This is a genomic window from Bacillus sp. ISL-51 (genome assembly GCF_018613535.1).
In the GTDB taxonomy this organism is placed as follows: domain Bacteria; phylum Bacillota; class Bacilli; order Bacillales; family Bacillaceae; genus Bacillus.
Genome location: NZ_JAGGQB010000002.1, coordinates 253,885 through 268,273, shown reverse-complemented (window position 1 = coordinate 268,273; position 14,389 = coordinate 253,885). Strand labels below are relative to the sequence as shown.

Sequence of the window (14,389 nt, the reverse complement as noted above, 5' to 3'; positions counted from 1 at the left end):
ACAGCACTGTGTGAAAGGAAGTAGGTGAGCGGCATGGATATGCAAGGTTTGGGGTATGTGGTCCTACCTCGGCTGCCATTTAAGGATTCACGTGATGAGACAATATACGATCATTTATTCAAACGGGCAGAGTATAGAGCGGATCAGGATTTAGAGCCCGGTCAGACAATCATTAAGCTTGTGGAATTAGCAAAGCGTTTTAATTGGTCATCCGATCAGATCAAATACTCGTTAGACAGAATGGTCAAGCAGGAGTATTTAAAGCTGGACCGGCTGCCGCAAAAACGCGGGTTTATCGTCACAGTCTTGAATTATGCGGAGTACATACAGCTAGGAAATTACAACAAAATGAAAGACCCGTCACCAGAGCCGCAAGAAAGAAAGGAAGTCGATGAAAAAATGAAAAATGCCTTTGAACTATTCGAGAACAAAGTCGCTCGTACTATCGGACCAATTGAAGCTCAGCGAATTGGCTATATGGTTGAAGATTACGGCGAGGAGAAGGTCATGGAGGCTATGAAACAGGCTTTCAGGAACAAGGGCAGCGAGGTTGGTTTAAATTACATTGAAGCAATCCTATCAAACCCATTCAGCCAGAGACGAAAGGAGAAACAGCAGTATGGAAGCTCGCAAAACGCAAGATATGGACGCGGCAATGAAGGCCATTCTAACCAAGCTCCGGGATCGGTCAGCAGCATCTTCAACGGGACAGGCCGCCTCAGAAGAAAAGGCTGAATATGAGTGCTCTGACTGCAAGGATAAGGGCATTATCGTTTACCGGATTCACCAAGATACCGAGCGTCAATTGAGAAAAGAGCATAAGACAATGGAAAGCCTGGCCCCTGATCAAATGGTCAGAGAAGAGGATTACCTGGCTGGGAAAGTATGCTTGCCGGATAAGGCCCGGGAATGGAAGACCACATTTTCAAAGCAATGCGAGTGTGTAAAACGGAAAAAGATCGCCCGGCTTATGAAGGTCAGCGGAATCACGGAAGAATTCGAAAAGCTCCTTTTTGGAAACTTCATCAAGGACGGGAAGCCGGACATGATCAAGGACGCTTATGAGTGCGCGGTAGAATACTATAAGGATTTTCAGAGCATCAGGGGAAATCGTTCAAACAGTATCGCTTTGCTCGGGCAGCCGGGCAGCGGAAAAACGCACCTGTTAACGGCGATCATGAACAATCTGATCAAGAAAAAATCAATTTACTGCATGTATTTCCCGTACGTTGAGGGAATGGGCGATCTGCGAAATGACTTTGACCAGCTGGAAACAAAGCTCGACGCCATGCGAAAATCTGAGGTTCTGTTCATTGATGACTTATTCAAGCCAGTGAAGGGGGAGCCGCGGGCGACGGATTGGCAAGTGGAACAAATTCAATCGGTTGTGAATTATCGGTACTTGAATCATAAGCCTCTGCTAATCTCTTCCGAGCTTGATACGGGCGAAATTTTGGACATCGACGAGGCGCTGGGCTCCCGCATTCATCAAATGTGCAGAGATTACACGGTGATCATTAAGGGTGACCGGATGCAATTAAACCATAGGTTAGGAGACTGGGAATGACGGAAAAAGCGAATTTCACGGCAACCGGCGGCATGTACATGTTCGGGCCCGCCGAGCAAACGGCCGGCCAGGACCTTACCCCGGCGATCCGGGTGCTTGAGGAAAAAATCAAACAAATGGAGCTGATGCACAGTGCTTAAAGCGGTTATCCTGCTGCCGGCCATCATCCTCACAGCGCCGTACAAGGAAAAGCAGATTCAGCACTGGGAACAAATTGACGGGAGGTAACGACGGCACGCGGGAACGGGTCGATAAGGAAATAGTCAGAGATATGGAGGCATCACATGCAAACGAATAAGTACGGCGCAAGGAAAACACAGGTGGACGGCATCACGTTCGATAGCCGGGCCGAAGCCAAATACTATGAGCAATTGAAATGGCTCAAGGTAAGCAAGCAGATCAAAGATTTTAAGCTGCAGCCGCGGTTCCTGCTTCAAGAGGCATTCAAAAAGAACGGTAAAACTTTTCGGAAGATTGAATATATTGCAGACTTTGAGGTTCATAACTTGGATGGCAGCATCGAGATCATTGACATCAAGGGTGTAGAAACAAAGGAATTTACCATCAAACGCAAGCTGTATGAGCGGCTTTACGATACGCCACTCAAGGTGCTGGCGCTGGATAAGGCATTCGGCTTCATTGAGTTGGACGAGCTGAAAAAACTCAAAAGAAAGGCGGGGAAGACCACTGCAAAACGTGGTAATCGCAGACGATCGGCCGTTGTGGGTGCAGGAAGAAGATAAGCTCATGGCCTGCATGCGCTCTGTTCCGATTACAAACGATGCGTCAGCCGCATGGGAGCAGATTGCAAAAAGCTTGGAGGTTCAGAAATTCCCAAAATCAATTCAGGAGGTTATTGCTATGCAAGAAAAAATCAATCCATATAAACCAGGACCGGTTAACGAATGGAAGATGACACCGGAGGAGTTGGCGGCATACGTCGAAAAGCATCCAATCATCTACCGTGAGGAATTAAAGCCATCTGCCGGCGTGACGATGCGGTTGCCGTCGTAAAACGAAAAAAGCACCGAAGCCGAAGCCCCGGAGCTTTGATATGAACTGGTACTTCTATCATAGCACAGGGGGCGGCCAGAGTGAACAAGCCAACAGAAATAAAAAATCATGAAACAACTATTCAGCAAAGCATCGAGCCGGGGAAAGTCTGCATCATCGTTTTAGATGGAACTGAAGGGACTGCTCATCTAATGGACGCCCCGGAACACGGTAAAACAATCATTCAAACAGTAAAAGGCGGCCTGGCTCGTTGTGATTACGAGATCGGCCATAAATTCAAATAGCAGGGGTTTCCCCTGCGGGGGAGGAACGGGCATGAAAGAATTCAAAATCAACTTATCAAAAGGTGAGGTTTTATATACCGGCTCTTACATTTGCACCCTTTCGAAAACGGCAGCCAGTACACCGGAGCAAATCTCTTTGGAAGCAGCAGCCGAAAAGCTCGCGGAAGAATTAATCATGCAACAGGCTATGAATCGGGAGCACCAGCACCAGCAGGATATTGCGGTCAATCAGTTTCGGCAGGCTCAGGAAGAGATTCAGCGGCTTACAAAAGAGAACGAAGAACTAATATTAAAGGTCGAGGGACAGGAAGAAGAAATAAGAGATTTAGAATTCGAAAACAGCAATTTAGAGGACGAGATAGAGGAATTGGAAGATAAAGTTGAAGCATTGGAGGGGGATGCGGAATGAGCGGATTATCACAAGAACAAACTTGTCCGTATTGCGATTGCACAGAAGAAGCATACCATTCTAACTGGGATTCAGACAGCGACGGGATCGTAACATGCACGAGTTGCTATAAAGAATATTATTCAATGCCCAAATATCACTTTGAGGGTTGGCAGGTTGAAAAAATATGCGAAGAATGCGGTCATGAAGAAAGTGAATGCCATTGCGAGGGGGAAGAAAAATGATGCCATTACAAGTAGAACTTCAACGGAACGTGAAGGCCACGAAGGACGAAGCAATGACCGTCGAGCAGGCGGCCGAGCTTTTGAAGGTTCACCCGGACTACATCCCGACGCTTGTCGCTCGGTCTGACGATCTAAAAATGATCGGCGACCATACCATTATCGCTAAACGGGATAAAACAAATATCTGGCTGGTCGGGGCATGCGTGGGGCTTTTCTTCTTCGCTGTCTCTGTGCTGCCGAATTTGATCGGGGGTTAAGGGATGGCACGCTCACCGTTAATCTGGTTTGGCGGCAAAGGTCGATACGCCGATCACATCATAAATAAAATGCCCGCCCATAAGGTGTACGTCGAGCCTTTCGGCGGCGCGGCTCATGTCATAGCAAACAAGCCGCAAATAGGTCATGAAGTGTATAACGACATTGACGGCCATGTGGTGAATTTCTTGATGCAAGTCAGAAAGGATCCGAAGGCCATGCAGCAGGCCTGCGAGTCCATTCCGTACAGCCGGGCGCTCTATGAGAAATGGAAAACTGAAGATTACCCGCAAGATGATTTTGACCGGGCTGTCAGGTGGTTTTATATGAATCGTTCCGGCATTAGTAAGGGGAACGCGGAGGAAGTGCCACAAACAGGCTGGAGGCATAGCACACAAAGCGGGCAGAACCCTGCTGGCGGATACATAAGCGCCTGCGCTGCCTTCGAGTCTTTCGCCAACCGCATGAAGGGCGTCATGATCGAATGTAAGGATTTTCGCAACATCATTGAGAAGTACGATAGCCCGGATACTCTGTTTTATGTGGATCCACCATATGTTGGGCGCGAGCGGTTTTATGCTGGCGGCTTTACTGAAGAGGATCACCGGGAACTGGCCCGACTGCTTAATCAGGTCAAAGGGAAAGTGGTTCTTTCTTATTACGATGATCCTTTGATACTCGAGATCTACCCGAACTGGGAGTCAGAAACCTTTTCCGCATACAAACAGGTTGTCGGCGGATCCGGAAAAAGCCGCGGAGCTGAAGAATTATTGCTGTTCAACTATAAGATCACTCAACTCAGCTTATTTGATTCGGTGGTCCGACCATGATCGAATACCATTGCCCGGACTGCGATTATAAAAAACTTGATTTAGAAATCCGCGCAGATGCACGCTGCCCGCATTGTGGGCGCGGCATGGGCGCCGAGGAGGAAATAGATTGAAGCAGGATTACAGGCAGGCTTTCGAACAAGCATTGGCTGTCTTCCGTGAAAAGCACGGACCGGAAACAGGCGGCATGCTGCTTATGTGTCATGTGCATGAACTTCTACAAAATACCGTCGGCGGGCGGAAATAAGGGAGCGGAAAATCATTATGGAAAGCTTATGTTGTGAAACGTGCGGATTAGATACCCATGAAAATACTGCACCTATCTTTGAAAAGCCTTTAAGGTTTGCTTTGCGATCAGACATTAAAAAGCTAAAACAAAACACTGGCGATCATCGAAAACAAGAAAATATTTGTCTTAACTGTTTCACTGCTGAATTGCAACAGGTTAGCAAGGATTGTAAAACACGGTGCACAATTAGATCAAAGGAGAGCGGACAATGAATCTACAAAAAATGTTCGGAATTCAAAAGGTGCTTGATGATCGGATCATCAAAGAAAAGGGGCTTGAGGGGCAGGACTTGCTGCCAAACACTTATATTGCTCTGGATACTGAATTAGCTGAATTTGCAAATGAAGGACGCTGGTTCAAGCATTGGAGCAATAACCAGCTGCCGAAAGAACCGGAGTATAACTGGAAACCATCTGAGGACGGAGGCGCCCTTGAATGGAAACCTGAATATGGCTATAAATCGTATTCTTTGCTTGAAGAATTTGTCGACTGCCTGCACTTTTTTCTTTCAATAGCCATTAAAAAAGGCTGGGAAGATGCTATGAGTCTACCGGAAGAAGGGTTTGTCGAAATGAAGAAAAAGGGATTTGAGGGCGGTTTAACAGGTGTGTTCCTAGAAATGAAATGGATGCTATTAAATTCTTACATGTCCAAAGATCAGGACACTAAAAAGACCAGTTTCAGTTTGGCTTGGGCCTTGTTCTTGAGCATTGGAACTATCGGTTTCGGATTTACTTTGGAACAGATCGAAGCGGCTTACATGGACAAAAACGCCGTCAATCACCAGCGGCAGCAGGAGGGGTATTGAAATGAGAAAACCAAAAACAGGAAGACTACAAAAGAAAAAAGGTTTCAAACGAGCAATCACATTGCAAGAAGCTTTTGACGTTGTCGCAGAAGAATTGGTTAGGAGAAGGCACCATCAATGCGCTTTCATTAGTCGTGAGAGTTGCGCGCCATTTCACGAAGCGAAAATTGATTTGCATGTATTGGAAGATGGAGCGGAAATTTCCGTTGTGAAATCAAGTAAAACGGCATTGGAATTAGAAAGGAGTGTTTAAATGATCACCGCATACAGAGTTTGGGACGGCGAGAACATGCATTATTGGGATGAGGAGGATATAAGCCTAACCATCAAAAATGACGGAAGTTGGTTTTTGTGGCACGATGCTGGCGGCGGGTGTGTTGCATCCAGTGACGATGGTGAATCTTCTCTCATGTGGGGAACTGGTCAGAAAGACGAAGACGGAAAAATGATCTATCCAGGTGATGAGATTGAATATGAAGAAAGGAATTTAGCTCAGGCTTTTGGTGGTGGCAACGGACCTGATTTTATAAGGCAGAAGCGTGTTATTTTCATAGCAAAGGGCCGGCACAATGTTCCTAGCGGCTTTATAAAAAACTTGAAGGTTATCGGTAACTCATATGAAACTCCTAAGTTATTGGAGGGCACGGAATGATGGGGAAACTTGATCTTAAATTAATCGGCGGGCAACTAGTAATTGATCTGGGGCATACGGCAAATGATAGATTCAGGCATAGAGGCTATAACGGGAAACCTTCTATTTACGATATTGATGAAATCTGTGTACCAGCTATCGGAACTGTTGAATTAAGCGAAGGACAATTAAGAAAAATTGAACTCGCTTATACAAACGGTCATAAATGTGCCTACTGCGAAGAATATGCAGACAAGGTGCGGCCTTCTCCTTTCATAGCGGATATGGGCGCTTCAATGTGCAAAGGTTGTTGGGATCGAACAAAAGAAGAATACGCTGCATGCAACGATGAGCATATTGGAGACTTTGAGGATTTTCCGCACTGGAAGGAGGGCGCGGAATGACAAAGACAAAAATCACAATTAAAACAAGCGATAAGGTTGAGATCACACGGGCGCAGGCGCGGGCGATAGAGGAAGGCATGAAGTTTTTTAAAAAAATGGCTGACGATGAACCTGAAAGAGTGAACGCGTTGACTAAAGGAGATAAAAAAGAATTTGCGCGCCTTCAATTCGTCGGGAAACACTTTGTCATTAAACTAGGGGATGTCGAACCGTGGACCGGATTGTTTGATCCGCTGAACAGCATGTCTGCTTATGATCTAAATAAGGCGATTTTGAAGGGGTATATCGTTAAGGGGGAAGAATGATGATCAACAAAGTCGTAATCGAAATCACAGCAGAAAAAGGCATTGTGAAATTGTTTAACGAGAATGGGGAAGAAATTAACAGGCAGGAAACTTCACCAACAGAAAGCGGATCAAGTATCCAGTATACAGGCGCCGACTTTGAAGACATGACAGCAGAAGAAGGCATGACAGACGAACTGTGGGAAGCGTTGGAGCAGAATTTTTATGTCCATGATGTATTAACAGCAATGAGGGGAGAGTAATCATGAAACAACTATTCAAATCAATCATTCTATCGGCAATATTACTCACGGGAGCCGCGGCCGTTGCGCCGTCTGCTTCCGCAGCATGGTCAGGCTGGCAAAATGAACCCGGGTACAGCGGCCGGGTGTTTACGGATGCCGCGACATACACGGCCGGCGCCTCAACGGTGGACTGGAAAGCCGAGAAAAAAGGCTCAAGAACACTTTATTACACGGCCGGCGTATACAAGAAGCGCAGCGGCGGCGGGCTGACTGATACGAATCTGGTACAGCGGGGCAGCTTCAAAACGGCAACGCCTCTGAAATCATTCAACGTGAAAACGATCCGGAATAAGACCGGAAAGGGAACCTATGTCATCCAGCTTGACTGCTACTCTGATTCCGGCAAGCGAAACTATATCGGAACATTTGAATCAGCTAAATTTCAAATCAAATAAGGGGGATTCGATGGCGCTGAGAATAGTTTTTATGCTGATGGGGTTAGGATTCTGGTTTTATTTCCAGTACGAATACAGGCCGGACATGAAAGCAAACATCACGTTAATAGGCGCAATCATTGCATTCACGGCCGCGGCGTTTTTTCAAGATATTGATAAGTATAGAGAGAAGAGGGAAGACGAGTGTTAATAGCCTTTAAAATAGTTCTCCTGCTGGTTCTTATAATCTCTCTTATGGGAGTTATAGGAGAGGATAACGATTCACAGCTGAGAAATCACTTAACTGCAATTTGTATAGCAGCGATCATCGGGAACATTGCTACATATGTGCTGCTTTAACTGAATAAGTCCAAGACGGAAAGCCTGCGGACACTGATCATTGCACAGAATCACTGTGCTCTGATTGGTGTCCGTTTTTTATTTTAGCGGAGGGATGACATGAAGCAGAAAAAGAAAAAGCCCAATAAAAACACGCAGGAGCGCTCAGATCGTTTCTGGCAACAAATGATGAACACGAACATGCAAACACTTAAACGAGGCAAGGGCGGCGCATTTAAGCGCAAATAAGGGGAGGAATCAGAATGCAAGATTTAATCATTGAATACAAACGGGCTTTAAGAGAAACAAGAAAAATGTACCGGCTCTACAAAGATACAGCTGAAGTCGATCTGACGGCTGAGCAGATCAACGACAAAAAGATTATCAGTAGCATGATCAGTGACATTGAATTCACTCTTGAATGGCTGCAGAACGGAAGACAGCCGGGCGCCCGCCGAGGTGCTGACAGAAGAGACGCATATCAAAGGACGATTCTTGCTGATCCGCGCTTAATTGATGCGTTGCCGGAAGAATACGCAATCGTTCAAGAAGCTGAGGGAGAGGTAAGTGATTGGGATAAGGAAAGAATCGCTGATGCCCTTTCCGTGCTTACCGAAAGAGAAAAAGACATATTCATGATGCATGCTGTGCAAAACATGTCATTCGAAGAGATAGCGCAGTTATTGGGGATTAAAAAAGGAACTGTGCAGAAGAACATTGAACGTTCCCGTCTGAAAATGAAAAATAGAGCAGATCACAGCCTATTCTGTTTAGCGTGAATAGGCTCTTTTTTTATTGGAGAAATAATGAAAAAAGTCCATTAAATTACTTGACGTGAGTAAATAAACGAGGTATAATTAAAGTATAGAAAGGAGGGAAAGAAAGTGGCTGAAATCGCATTGGTACTGGGGATTATCCTCACAACTCTCACAGTTGTTGAAAAAGTCCTCATCATCAGGGAAAAGCTTAAAACAAAAAAGCCCAAAATCAAAAAACGCAGACGTCCAAGAAAGCGCAGATGATTTTGAGCCGAGGGAGAAGGTAGCGCTTCTCCCTTGCTCCAAGTATAGCAAATGCGGCGACTAAAGAAAAATACTTGAAAGTCAGCCACTTTCAAAAAAATGAAAAGTGTACAGTCCACTACCGATATTGTTGTTCTTCTCGCCCTGGCGTATATGCTGTTTTTCCGTCAGGATGTGGCAGCGGGACCATTGAAAACGGCTCTCGACATTAGTCTGATCATTTTATTTGTTGTTTCGATCATTGAGAAAGCATTTTCCCTTTACTTGAAATATCGTGAGAAAAAAGGATGAGTCAAAAATGTACAAGCCTAAAGAGCGTGACGCAATCAAGAAATTTCTGAATGAAGAGATACTCAATACAAGTGAGGCGCTTGAGATATTGGGGTTCACCCGTCAGTATCTGAACCAGTTAGTAAAGACCGGGGAATTAGAGCCGATGAAAGAAATGCCCCGGGACAGGCTTTTTCTGAAAGAGGATATTTTGGATTTCCAAAAACATAGACGGAAATGAGCACCCTGTCAAAAGGGTGTTTTTTCGTCTTACGGTTGCCACCTATTTATGAAGGGCGCTTTCGTTCGACAAATTTTGCGAATAGTTCCTTTATCATACTCCTTAACCGATAATAAGGTGGGAGGTGAGAATTATGATAATTGGTGGTATGAATGTAAAGCAATTTTATCAACATGTCTTCGAACCCAAAGAAGATTGGGCGGAATTCCTTGGAGAGATTAGCAGAGAATTGGGTGAAGAGCATAAAGCAGAAAATGTGAGACTTACTCAATTTGTTAAACTTAATGACAAAGAAACCCTGATTGTTTGGGAGATAAGCTAATGTAATAAACACCCTTCGGGGTGTTTTTTTATGTTCTCTGTAAACTGATTCCGGTAAATCTCAGAAAAACAATTGGCGGTTAACGGTCTGAGTGCGGCGTCGGTTTAGAGGGAATATCTTTTCCGAAACAAACACGAATCAGAAGGGGGCGGCGGTGAATGTAGATGGCTGAAAAGCACATTCAGGCGTATAAGGATTACGTCAAAGGCATGAAATACAAGGACCTTGCCGAGAAGTACGGGGTGTCGGTGAACACCATTAAATCGTGGAAGCAGCGGCATGGTTGGGAAAGGAAAAAGGGTGCACCCATTGAAAAAAGTGTGCACACAAAAATAGGAGGGCAACCCGGCAACAAAAACGCATTAGGAAATAGCGGCGGGGCGGCTCCGGCAAGAAATCAAAATGCTGTATCACATGGGTTCTTCTCAAAGTATCTGCCGGAAGAAACGCTTGAAATCATGGAAGAGATTCAGGAGCGTTCCCCTGCTGATATGATATGGGATCAGATTCAGATACAATATGCGGCTATTATCTGGGCGCAGCGCATTATGTTTGTACAGAATAAAGACGACCTTGCAAAAGAGCTTAAAAAGGCGAAATACGTTTATCACCAAGAAGAGGACGAAGAGGGCAATGAGTATTTTGAAAAAGCCGTCACTGAAGAAGAGTTTGAAATACAATTCGCTTGGGATCGTCATGCAACATTCCTGAATGCTCAATCTCGGGCAATGGGAGAGCTCAGGAGCTTGATCAAGCAATTCGACCAGCTGGCGCATGAGCAAGATGAGCGGCGCCTTAAATTGGAGCAAATGCGCTTGAATATCGAGAAGACGAAGAAGGCTGTTAATGGCGGCGACGGAAACACCCAAGAAAATGATATTGCCGCAATGTTGAGGAAAATGGTGAATGCCGATGGAACTGAATAAAAAGCAAAAGGAAGTTTGGGACAGCTTTATTAAAGAGCAACCCAAAATTCTAATTTGTAGCGGTGCAAAGAGGGCAGGGAAAACATTCGTGCTCCTTTTGACGTTCCTTGCTCATGTCAGCAAGTATCAAAACATGGGTTTATCCTTCATCATCGGCGGGGCCACTCAGGCAGCCATAAAACGAAATGTCTTGAACGATATGGAATTGATTCTGGGTAAAGAATTGAGGCTCGACAAGTCGAATGCCGTTGAAATATTCGGCAACCGTGTTTATTGCTTTGACGGCGCCAATGCTGATTCATGGAAAAAAGCGCGGGGGTTCACATCAGCCGGCGCATTCCTGAATGAAGCGACCGCCCTGCACGATTCATTCGTGAAAGAAGTCATTTCCCGGTGCTCGTATAAAGGCGCTGTGGTCATGATGGATACAAACCCCGAAAACCCGATGCACACCGTCAAAACGGATTATATCGACAAAGACGGGCAGGTATTGAAAAGCGGCCGGCTGAACATCCGGTCATTTCATTTCTCGCTGTTCGATAACAATTTTCTCGATCCGGAATATGTGGAGAGCATCGTGGCATCGACGCCGAGCGGCATGTTTACAGATCGGGACATATACGGTTATTGGGTGGCGCCTGAAGGGGTCATTTACAAGGATTTCAATAAGGACATTCACTATATCGGCTCCGAGGAATTTGAAAACAGACGCGTCAATTTCAAGAAGTATTTTGCGGGGGTTGACTGGGGATATGATCACCCGGGTTCTATTGTCGTAATCGGACAAGATGACCAAGGGTGTTTTTATTTGCTCGAAGAACATTGCAAGCGGCACGAAGAGATTGACTACTGGGTGAAGGTAGCGAAGGACATCAAAGAGCGGTACGGAAACATTAATTTCTACTGCGATTCCGCGCGGCCGGAACACGTTCAGCGATTCCGCAGGGAGAAACTGCGTGCATTGAACGCTGATAAGGCGATCGTATCCGGTATTGAAGAAGTGGCCCGGCTGTTTAAGAGAAATGAATTATTCATCGTGAAAGATAAGGTTGAGCGCTTCAAAAAAGAAATTTTCATGTATGTATGGAATCCCAAGACCGGCGACCCTGTGAAGGAATGGGACGACGTGCTGGATGCTCTCCGGTACGCTCTGTATTCGCATAATAAACCGAAAAGACGGAGAGGGGTGAGCTGATGAATCATTTTATAGACATGATTGAACAGTCCGGCATAACGCCTGAATTGATTGACAAGATCATTCAGGAACATAAGCCGGATCATGACAGAATGAAAAAGCTTTATGATCGGTACCAGGCTGAGGTTCAAGGAGTTCCGATCTTATCCAGAGAAGCCATTGAATACGAGGATTTTGAAACAGGAAAATTAAAACGTATTGATCACAAAGTAAACAATAGGCTGAACAACTCGTTTGACTCTGAAATCATTGATACAAAGGTGGGCTATTTGTTCGGCCACCCTATTGCATATGAGTTTGATGAGAGCGATGCGGCAAGCACTGCAATACCTGTAAAACAGCTGATCGAAGATTTTAATATGGGAAATAACATTGCTGATGAAGACAGCGAGTGGGGGAAGATGGCCTCTATTTGCGGTTACGGCGCCCGCCTCGCTTACGTTGATCGTTCTGGGAACGAGCGTATAAAAAATATTGATCCATGGGAATGCGCCTTTATTACTGATGGAAGCATCCATGAACCTGCTTACGCTTTGCGATATTACACGGTGTACGGCGGAAAGATCAAAGCAGAATTCTATGATCAGAAATATGTTTATTATTTCAGTACGAAAGACAGCTCGGCCTTCACTTTTGATAAAAAGGTCTTACATCTTTTTGATGGCTGCCCCTTATTCGGTTTAGCGAATAACAAGGAACTAAAGGGAGATGCCGAAAAGGTTCTTTCGTTAATTGATGCGTATGACCGCACGTTGTCCGATGCATCGAATGAGATTGAGCAATATCGACTGGCTTATCTGATTTTAAAAGGGCTTGGCGCGGATGAAGAGACGCTTGATCAGCTCAAAAAGACCGGAATCCTTGAATTGTATGACGAAAAAGACGACGTAAGCTATCTGACAAAGGATATAAACGATGCCATTATAGAAAACCATCTTGATAGGTTGGAAGAGAATATTCTCCGTTTTGCGAAATCGGTCAATTTCTCCGATGAATCTTTTGGTGGGAATGTTTCAGGGGTTGCGATGAAATATAAATTGATGTCGCTTGAAAACAAATGCATCACAATGGAACGGAAGATGACGGCTGCTCTGCGTTATCAATATAAACTGATTTTTTCCGCATGGGACACTAAAAGGCAAGCGGCAGCAGAAGATTATAAAAAAGTTTGGTTTGGATTTAAGAGAAACCTTCCGGCAAATGTACTGGAAGAAGCAAACACGACGGGACAGCTTAAAGGAATGGTAAGTGAAGAAACCCGCCTGTCTCTGTTGTCGTTTGTTGATGATGTCCAGTATGAGCTGAAGAAGATGGAAGAGGAAGAAGAGGAATACAGGCTCAACATGCCGCCGTTAACGGATGTGGAAACAGACGCGGGCGGTGATGAAGATGAACCAGAATGATATTGATAAGTACCTGGACGACATGATCACTGAGGATGCTCAGAAGATTGATGTCGTTTTTGCGTCTCGCTTAAAGGAGATCAATGCACAAATTGCCCGGCTGTATGCGAAGTACAGCAAGGACGGCCAGCTTACCTTAGCCGATGCCAACAAATACAATCGTCTGAACAAGGAAATGGAGAGGATGGCCGAGGAATCTCACAAGGCTTTCAAAACCATTCTGACTATTGTTGAGGCATTAGCAGCCAAGCAGTTTTTAGAGAATTATATGCGTTCTGCTTATCTATTTGAAATGGAATCCGTGGTTAACTTGGGTTTTAGCATCCCGACAGCCGAAGTCATTCGGCAGGCCATTCTAAACCCTATAGCTGAATTGACTTTGTCAGCGATATACAGGCGGCATCGAGACGATTATGTCCGGCAGATTCAAATTTCCGTCGCGCAGGGCTTACAAGCGGGGGAGGATTATTCAAAGATCGCCCGCCGCATTGAAAGAGCGACCGAATTTGCCCGCAGGAAAGCCCGTGACGTGGCGAGAACAGAAGCTCATAGGGCACAAGTCTCGGCAAGGATGGAAAGCGCTGAGAAGGCCTCAAAACGGAGCAATCTTAAAAAGATGTGGAATGCTACCCTTGATCTAAAAACACGAGCCGGGCACAGGAAGCTGGATGGGAAGACAATAGAGCGCAATGGGCTCTTCAAATCAATTTACGGCGGCGTCGGACCGGCTCCGGGGCACATGAATAATGCGAAAGATGACATAAACTGCCGTTGTACGATTGCTTTTAAAGTAAACGGCGTCCTGCCGGATACGAGAAGGGCGAGGGAAGGCGGCAGCGGGGCAGGTCAAACAATCCCATACCAAACCTATGAAGAATGGTACAAATCCATTGAGGAAAAGGGAAGCCGTTAAACAGCGGCTTTTTATTTTGTCCTGAGCATGACGTTAAAAGGCTTATTTTTCATGCACTCATAACAGGCGCGCACTGTAGA

General features: G+C 45.4%; 28 protein-coding genes. All 28 read left to right on the top strand.

From position 1 onward, the window contains the following. Positions 1 to 33 precede the first annotated feature (33 nt). The 28 genes from J7E26_RS01490 to J7E26_RS01355 all read left to right on the top strand — a co-directional run bounded on the left by J7E26_RS01490 (position 34) and on the right by J7E26_RS01355 (position 14,309). On the top strand, positions 34 to 735 hold the full coding sequence (locus J7E26_RS01490; RefSeq protein WP_214812947.1) for a DnaD domain protein: 702 nt from the start codon (positions 34 to 36) through the stop codon (positions 733 to 735). Further along, positions 620 to 1,567 carry an ATP-binding protein gene (locus J7E26_RS01485; RefSeq protein WP_214812946.1) on the top strand — a complete coding sequence of 316 codons (948 nt, stop codon included), beginning with the start codon at positions 620 to 622 and terminating at the stop codon, positions 1,565 to 1,567. The genes J7E26_RS01490 and J7E26_RS01485 overlap by 116 nt, the downstream gene beginning before the upstream one ends. Beyond that, positions 1,564 to 1,707 carry a hypothetical protein gene (locus J7E26_RS01480; protein WP_014304482.1) on the top strand — a complete coding sequence of 48 codons (144 nt, stop codon included), beginning with the start codon at positions 1,564 to 1,566 and terminating at the stop codon, positions 1,705 to 1,707. The genes J7E26_RS01485 and J7E26_RS01480 overlap by 4 nt, the downstream gene beginning before the upstream one ends. Positions 1,708 to 1,851: 144 nt before the next feature. Continuing rightward, positions 1,852 to 2,310 carry a DUF1064 domain-containing protein gene (locus J7E26_RS01475; RefSeq protein WP_214812944.1) on the top strand — a complete coding sequence of 153 codons (459 nt, stop codon included), beginning with the start codon at positions 1,852 to 1,854 and terminating at the stop codon, positions 2,308 to 2,310. Between the two features lie 4 nt (positions 2,311 to 2,314). Then, complete coding sequence (locus tag J7E26_RS01470; RefSeq protein WP_214800611.1) at positions 2,315 to 2,581, top strand: hypothetical protein; 267 nt, start codon at positions 2,315 to 2,317, stop codon at positions 2,579 to 2,581. A gap of 80 nt (positions 2,582 to 2,661) precedes the next feature. Then, a complete protein-coding gene (locus tag J7E26_RS01465; RefSeq protein WP_214812942.1) occupies positions 2,662 to 2,865 on the top strand; it encodes an XtrA/YqaO family protein in 204 nt (67 codons plus the stop codon). 31 nt (positions 2,866 to 2,896) lie between these two features. Beyond that, a complete protein-coding gene (locus tag J7E26_RS01460) occupies positions 2,897 to 3,274 on the top strand; it encodes a hypothetical protein (RefSeq protein WP_214812941.1) in 378 nt (125 codons plus the stop codon). Beyond that, positions 3,271 to 3,498: a hypothetical protein gene (locus J7E26_RS01455; RefSeq protein ID WP_214812939.1), complete on the top strand. Its 228-nt coding sequence runs from the start codon at positions 3,271 to 3,273 to the stop codon at positions 3,496 to 3,498. Before J7E26_RS01460 ends, J7E26_RS01455 begins: the two co-directional genes overlap by 4 nt. Further along, positions 3,495 to 3,755 carry a hypothetical protein gene (locus J7E26_RS01450; protein ID WP_061046881.1) on the top strand — a complete coding sequence of 87 codons (261 nt, stop codon included), beginning with the start codon at positions 3,495 to 3,497 and terminating at the stop codon, positions 3,753 to 3,755. Before J7E26_RS01455 ends, J7E26_RS01450 begins: the two co-directional genes overlap by 4 nt. 3 nt (positions 3,756 to 3,758) lie before the next feature. Next, complete coding sequence (locus J7E26_RS01445; protein WP_214812936.1) at positions 3,759 to 4,583, top strand: DNA adenine methylase; 825 nt, start codon at positions 3,759 to 3,761, stop codon at positions 4,581 to 4,583. A 109-nt stretch (positions 4,584 to 4,692) separates the two neighbouring features. Further along, on the top strand, positions 4,693 to 4,830 hold the full coding sequence (locus J7E26_RS01440) for a hypothetical protein (RefSeq protein ID WP_214812934.1): 138 nt from the start codon (positions 4,693 to 4,695) through the stop codon (positions 4,828 to 4,830). Between the two features lie 250 nt (positions 4,831 to 5,080). After that, the gene (locus J7E26_RS01435; RefSeq protein WP_214812933.1) at positions 5,081 to 5,680 is read left to right on the top strand and encodes a dUTP diphosphatase; all 600 of its coding nucleotides are present in this window, start codon (positions 5,081 to 5,083) and stop codon (positions 5,678 to 5,680) included. Between the two features lies 1 nt (position 5,681). Continuing rightward, positions 5,682 to 5,933 (top strand): hypothetical protein, encoded by a 252-nt coding sequence (locus J7E26_RS01430; RefSeq protein WP_140957404.1) that lies wholly within the window; start codon positions 5,682 to 5,684, stop codon positions 5,931 to 5,933. Beyond that, positions 5,934 to 6,332, top strand: a complete 399-nt coding sequence (locus J7E26_RS01425; protein WP_140957402.1) for a YopX family protein — start codon at positions 5,934 to 5,936, stop codon at positions 6,330 to 6,332. After that, on the top strand, positions 6,329 to 6,715 hold the full coding sequence (locus J7E26_RS01420) for a hypothetical protein (RefSeq protein WP_214812932.1): 387 nt from the start codon (positions 6,329 to 6,331) through the stop codon (positions 6,713 to 6,715). Before J7E26_RS01425 ends, J7E26_RS01420 begins: the two co-directional genes overlap by 4 nt. Further along, complete coding sequence (locus J7E26_RS01415) at positions 6,712 to 7,020, top strand: hypothetical protein (protein ID WP_214812931.1); 309 nt, start codon at positions 6,712 to 6,714, stop codon at positions 7,018 to 7,020. Before J7E26_RS01420 ends, J7E26_RS01415 begins: the two co-directional genes overlap by 4 nt. After that, positions 7,020 to 7,262 carry a hypothetical protein gene (locus tag J7E26_RS01410; RefSeq protein ID WP_017417275.1) on the top strand — a complete coding sequence of 81 codons (243 nt, stop codon included), beginning with the start codon at positions 7,020 to 7,022 and terminating at the stop codon, positions 7,260 to 7,262. Before J7E26_RS01415 ends, J7E26_RS01410 begins: the two co-directional genes overlap by 1 nt. Before the next feature lie 2 nt (positions 7,263 to 7,264). Further along, positions 7,265 to 7,699 carry a hypothetical protein gene (locus tag J7E26_RS01405; RefSeq protein ID WP_214812930.1) on the top strand — a complete coding sequence of 145 codons (435 nt, stop codon included), beginning with the start codon at positions 7,265 to 7,267 and terminating at the stop codon, positions 7,697 to 7,699. A 10-nt stretch (positions 7,700 to 7,709) separates the two neighbouring features. After that, complete coding sequence (locus J7E26_RS01400; RefSeq protein WP_044802090.1) at positions 7,710 to 7,889, top strand: hypothetical protein; 180 nt, start codon at positions 7,710 to 7,712, stop codon at positions 7,887 to 7,889. A gap of 248 nt (positions 7,890 to 8,137) precedes the next feature. Then, positions 8,138 to 8,266 carry a hypothetical protein gene (locus J7E26_RS01395; protein WP_003155870.1) on the top strand — a complete coding sequence of 43 codons (129 nt, stop codon included), beginning with the start codon at positions 8,138 to 8,140 and terminating at the stop codon, positions 8,264 to 8,266. 14 nt (positions 8,267 to 8,280) lie between these two features. Further along, positions 8,281 to 8,796: a sigma-70 family RNA polymerase sigma factor gene (locus J7E26_RS01390; protein ID WP_151280311.1), complete on the top strand. Its 516-nt coding sequence runs from the start codon at positions 8,281 to 8,283 to the stop codon at positions 8,794 to 8,796. Positions 8,797 to 8,901: 105 nt separating this feature from the next. Further along, positions 8,902 to 9,039, top strand: a complete 138-nt coding sequence (locus tag J7E26_RS01385; protein WP_014304494.1) for a hypothetical protein — start codon at positions 8,902 to 8,904, stop codon at positions 9,037 to 9,039. Between the two features lie 298 nt (positions 9,040 to 9,337). Then, the gene (locus tag J7E26_RS01380) at positions 9,338 to 9,550 is read left to right on the top strand and encodes a helix-turn-helix domain-containing protein (RefSeq protein WP_003155868.1); all 213 of its coding nucleotides are present in this window, start codon (positions 9,338 to 9,340) and stop codon (positions 9,548 to 9,550) included. Positions 9,551 to 9,683: 133 nt separating this feature from the next. Continuing rightward, the gene (locus J7E26_RS01375) at positions 9,684 to 9,872 is read left to right on the top strand and encodes a hypothetical protein (protein ID WP_214812929.1); all 189 of its coding nucleotides are present in this window, start codon (positions 9,684 to 9,686) and stop codon (positions 9,870 to 9,872) included. Between the two features lie 164 nt (positions 9,873 to 10,036). Continuing rightward, positions 10,037 to 10,798, top strand: a complete 762-nt coding sequence (terS, locus tag J7E26_RS01370; protein ID WP_063095631.1) for a phage terminase small subunit — start codon at positions 10,037 to 10,039, stop codon at positions 10,796 to 10,798. Next, positions 10,785 to 11,993 carry a PBSX family phage terminase large subunit gene (locus J7E26_RS01365; RefSeq protein WP_214812993.1) on the top strand — a complete coding sequence of 403 codons (1,209 nt, stop codon included), beginning with the start codon at positions 10,785 to 10,787 and terminating at the stop codon, positions 11,991 to 11,993. The genes terS and J7E26_RS01365 overlap by 14 nt, the downstream gene beginning before the upstream one ends. Next, positions 11,993 to 13,396 carry a phage portal protein gene (locus tag J7E26_RS01360; RefSeq protein WP_214812928.1) on the top strand — a complete coding sequence of 468 codons (1,404 nt, stop codon included), beginning with the start codon at positions 11,993 to 11,995 and terminating at the stop codon, positions 13,394 to 13,396. The genes J7E26_RS01365 and J7E26_RS01360 overlap by 1 nt, the downstream gene beginning before the upstream one ends. Next, entirely contained in the window at positions 13,383 to 14,309 is a 927-nt protein-coding gene (locus J7E26_RS01355; RefSeq protein ID WP_214812927.1) for a phage minor head protein, read from the top strand. The genes J7E26_RS01360 and J7E26_RS01355 overlap by 14 nt, the downstream gene beginning before the upstream one ends. The last annotated feature ends 80 nt before the right edge of the window (positions 14,310 to 14,389 follow it).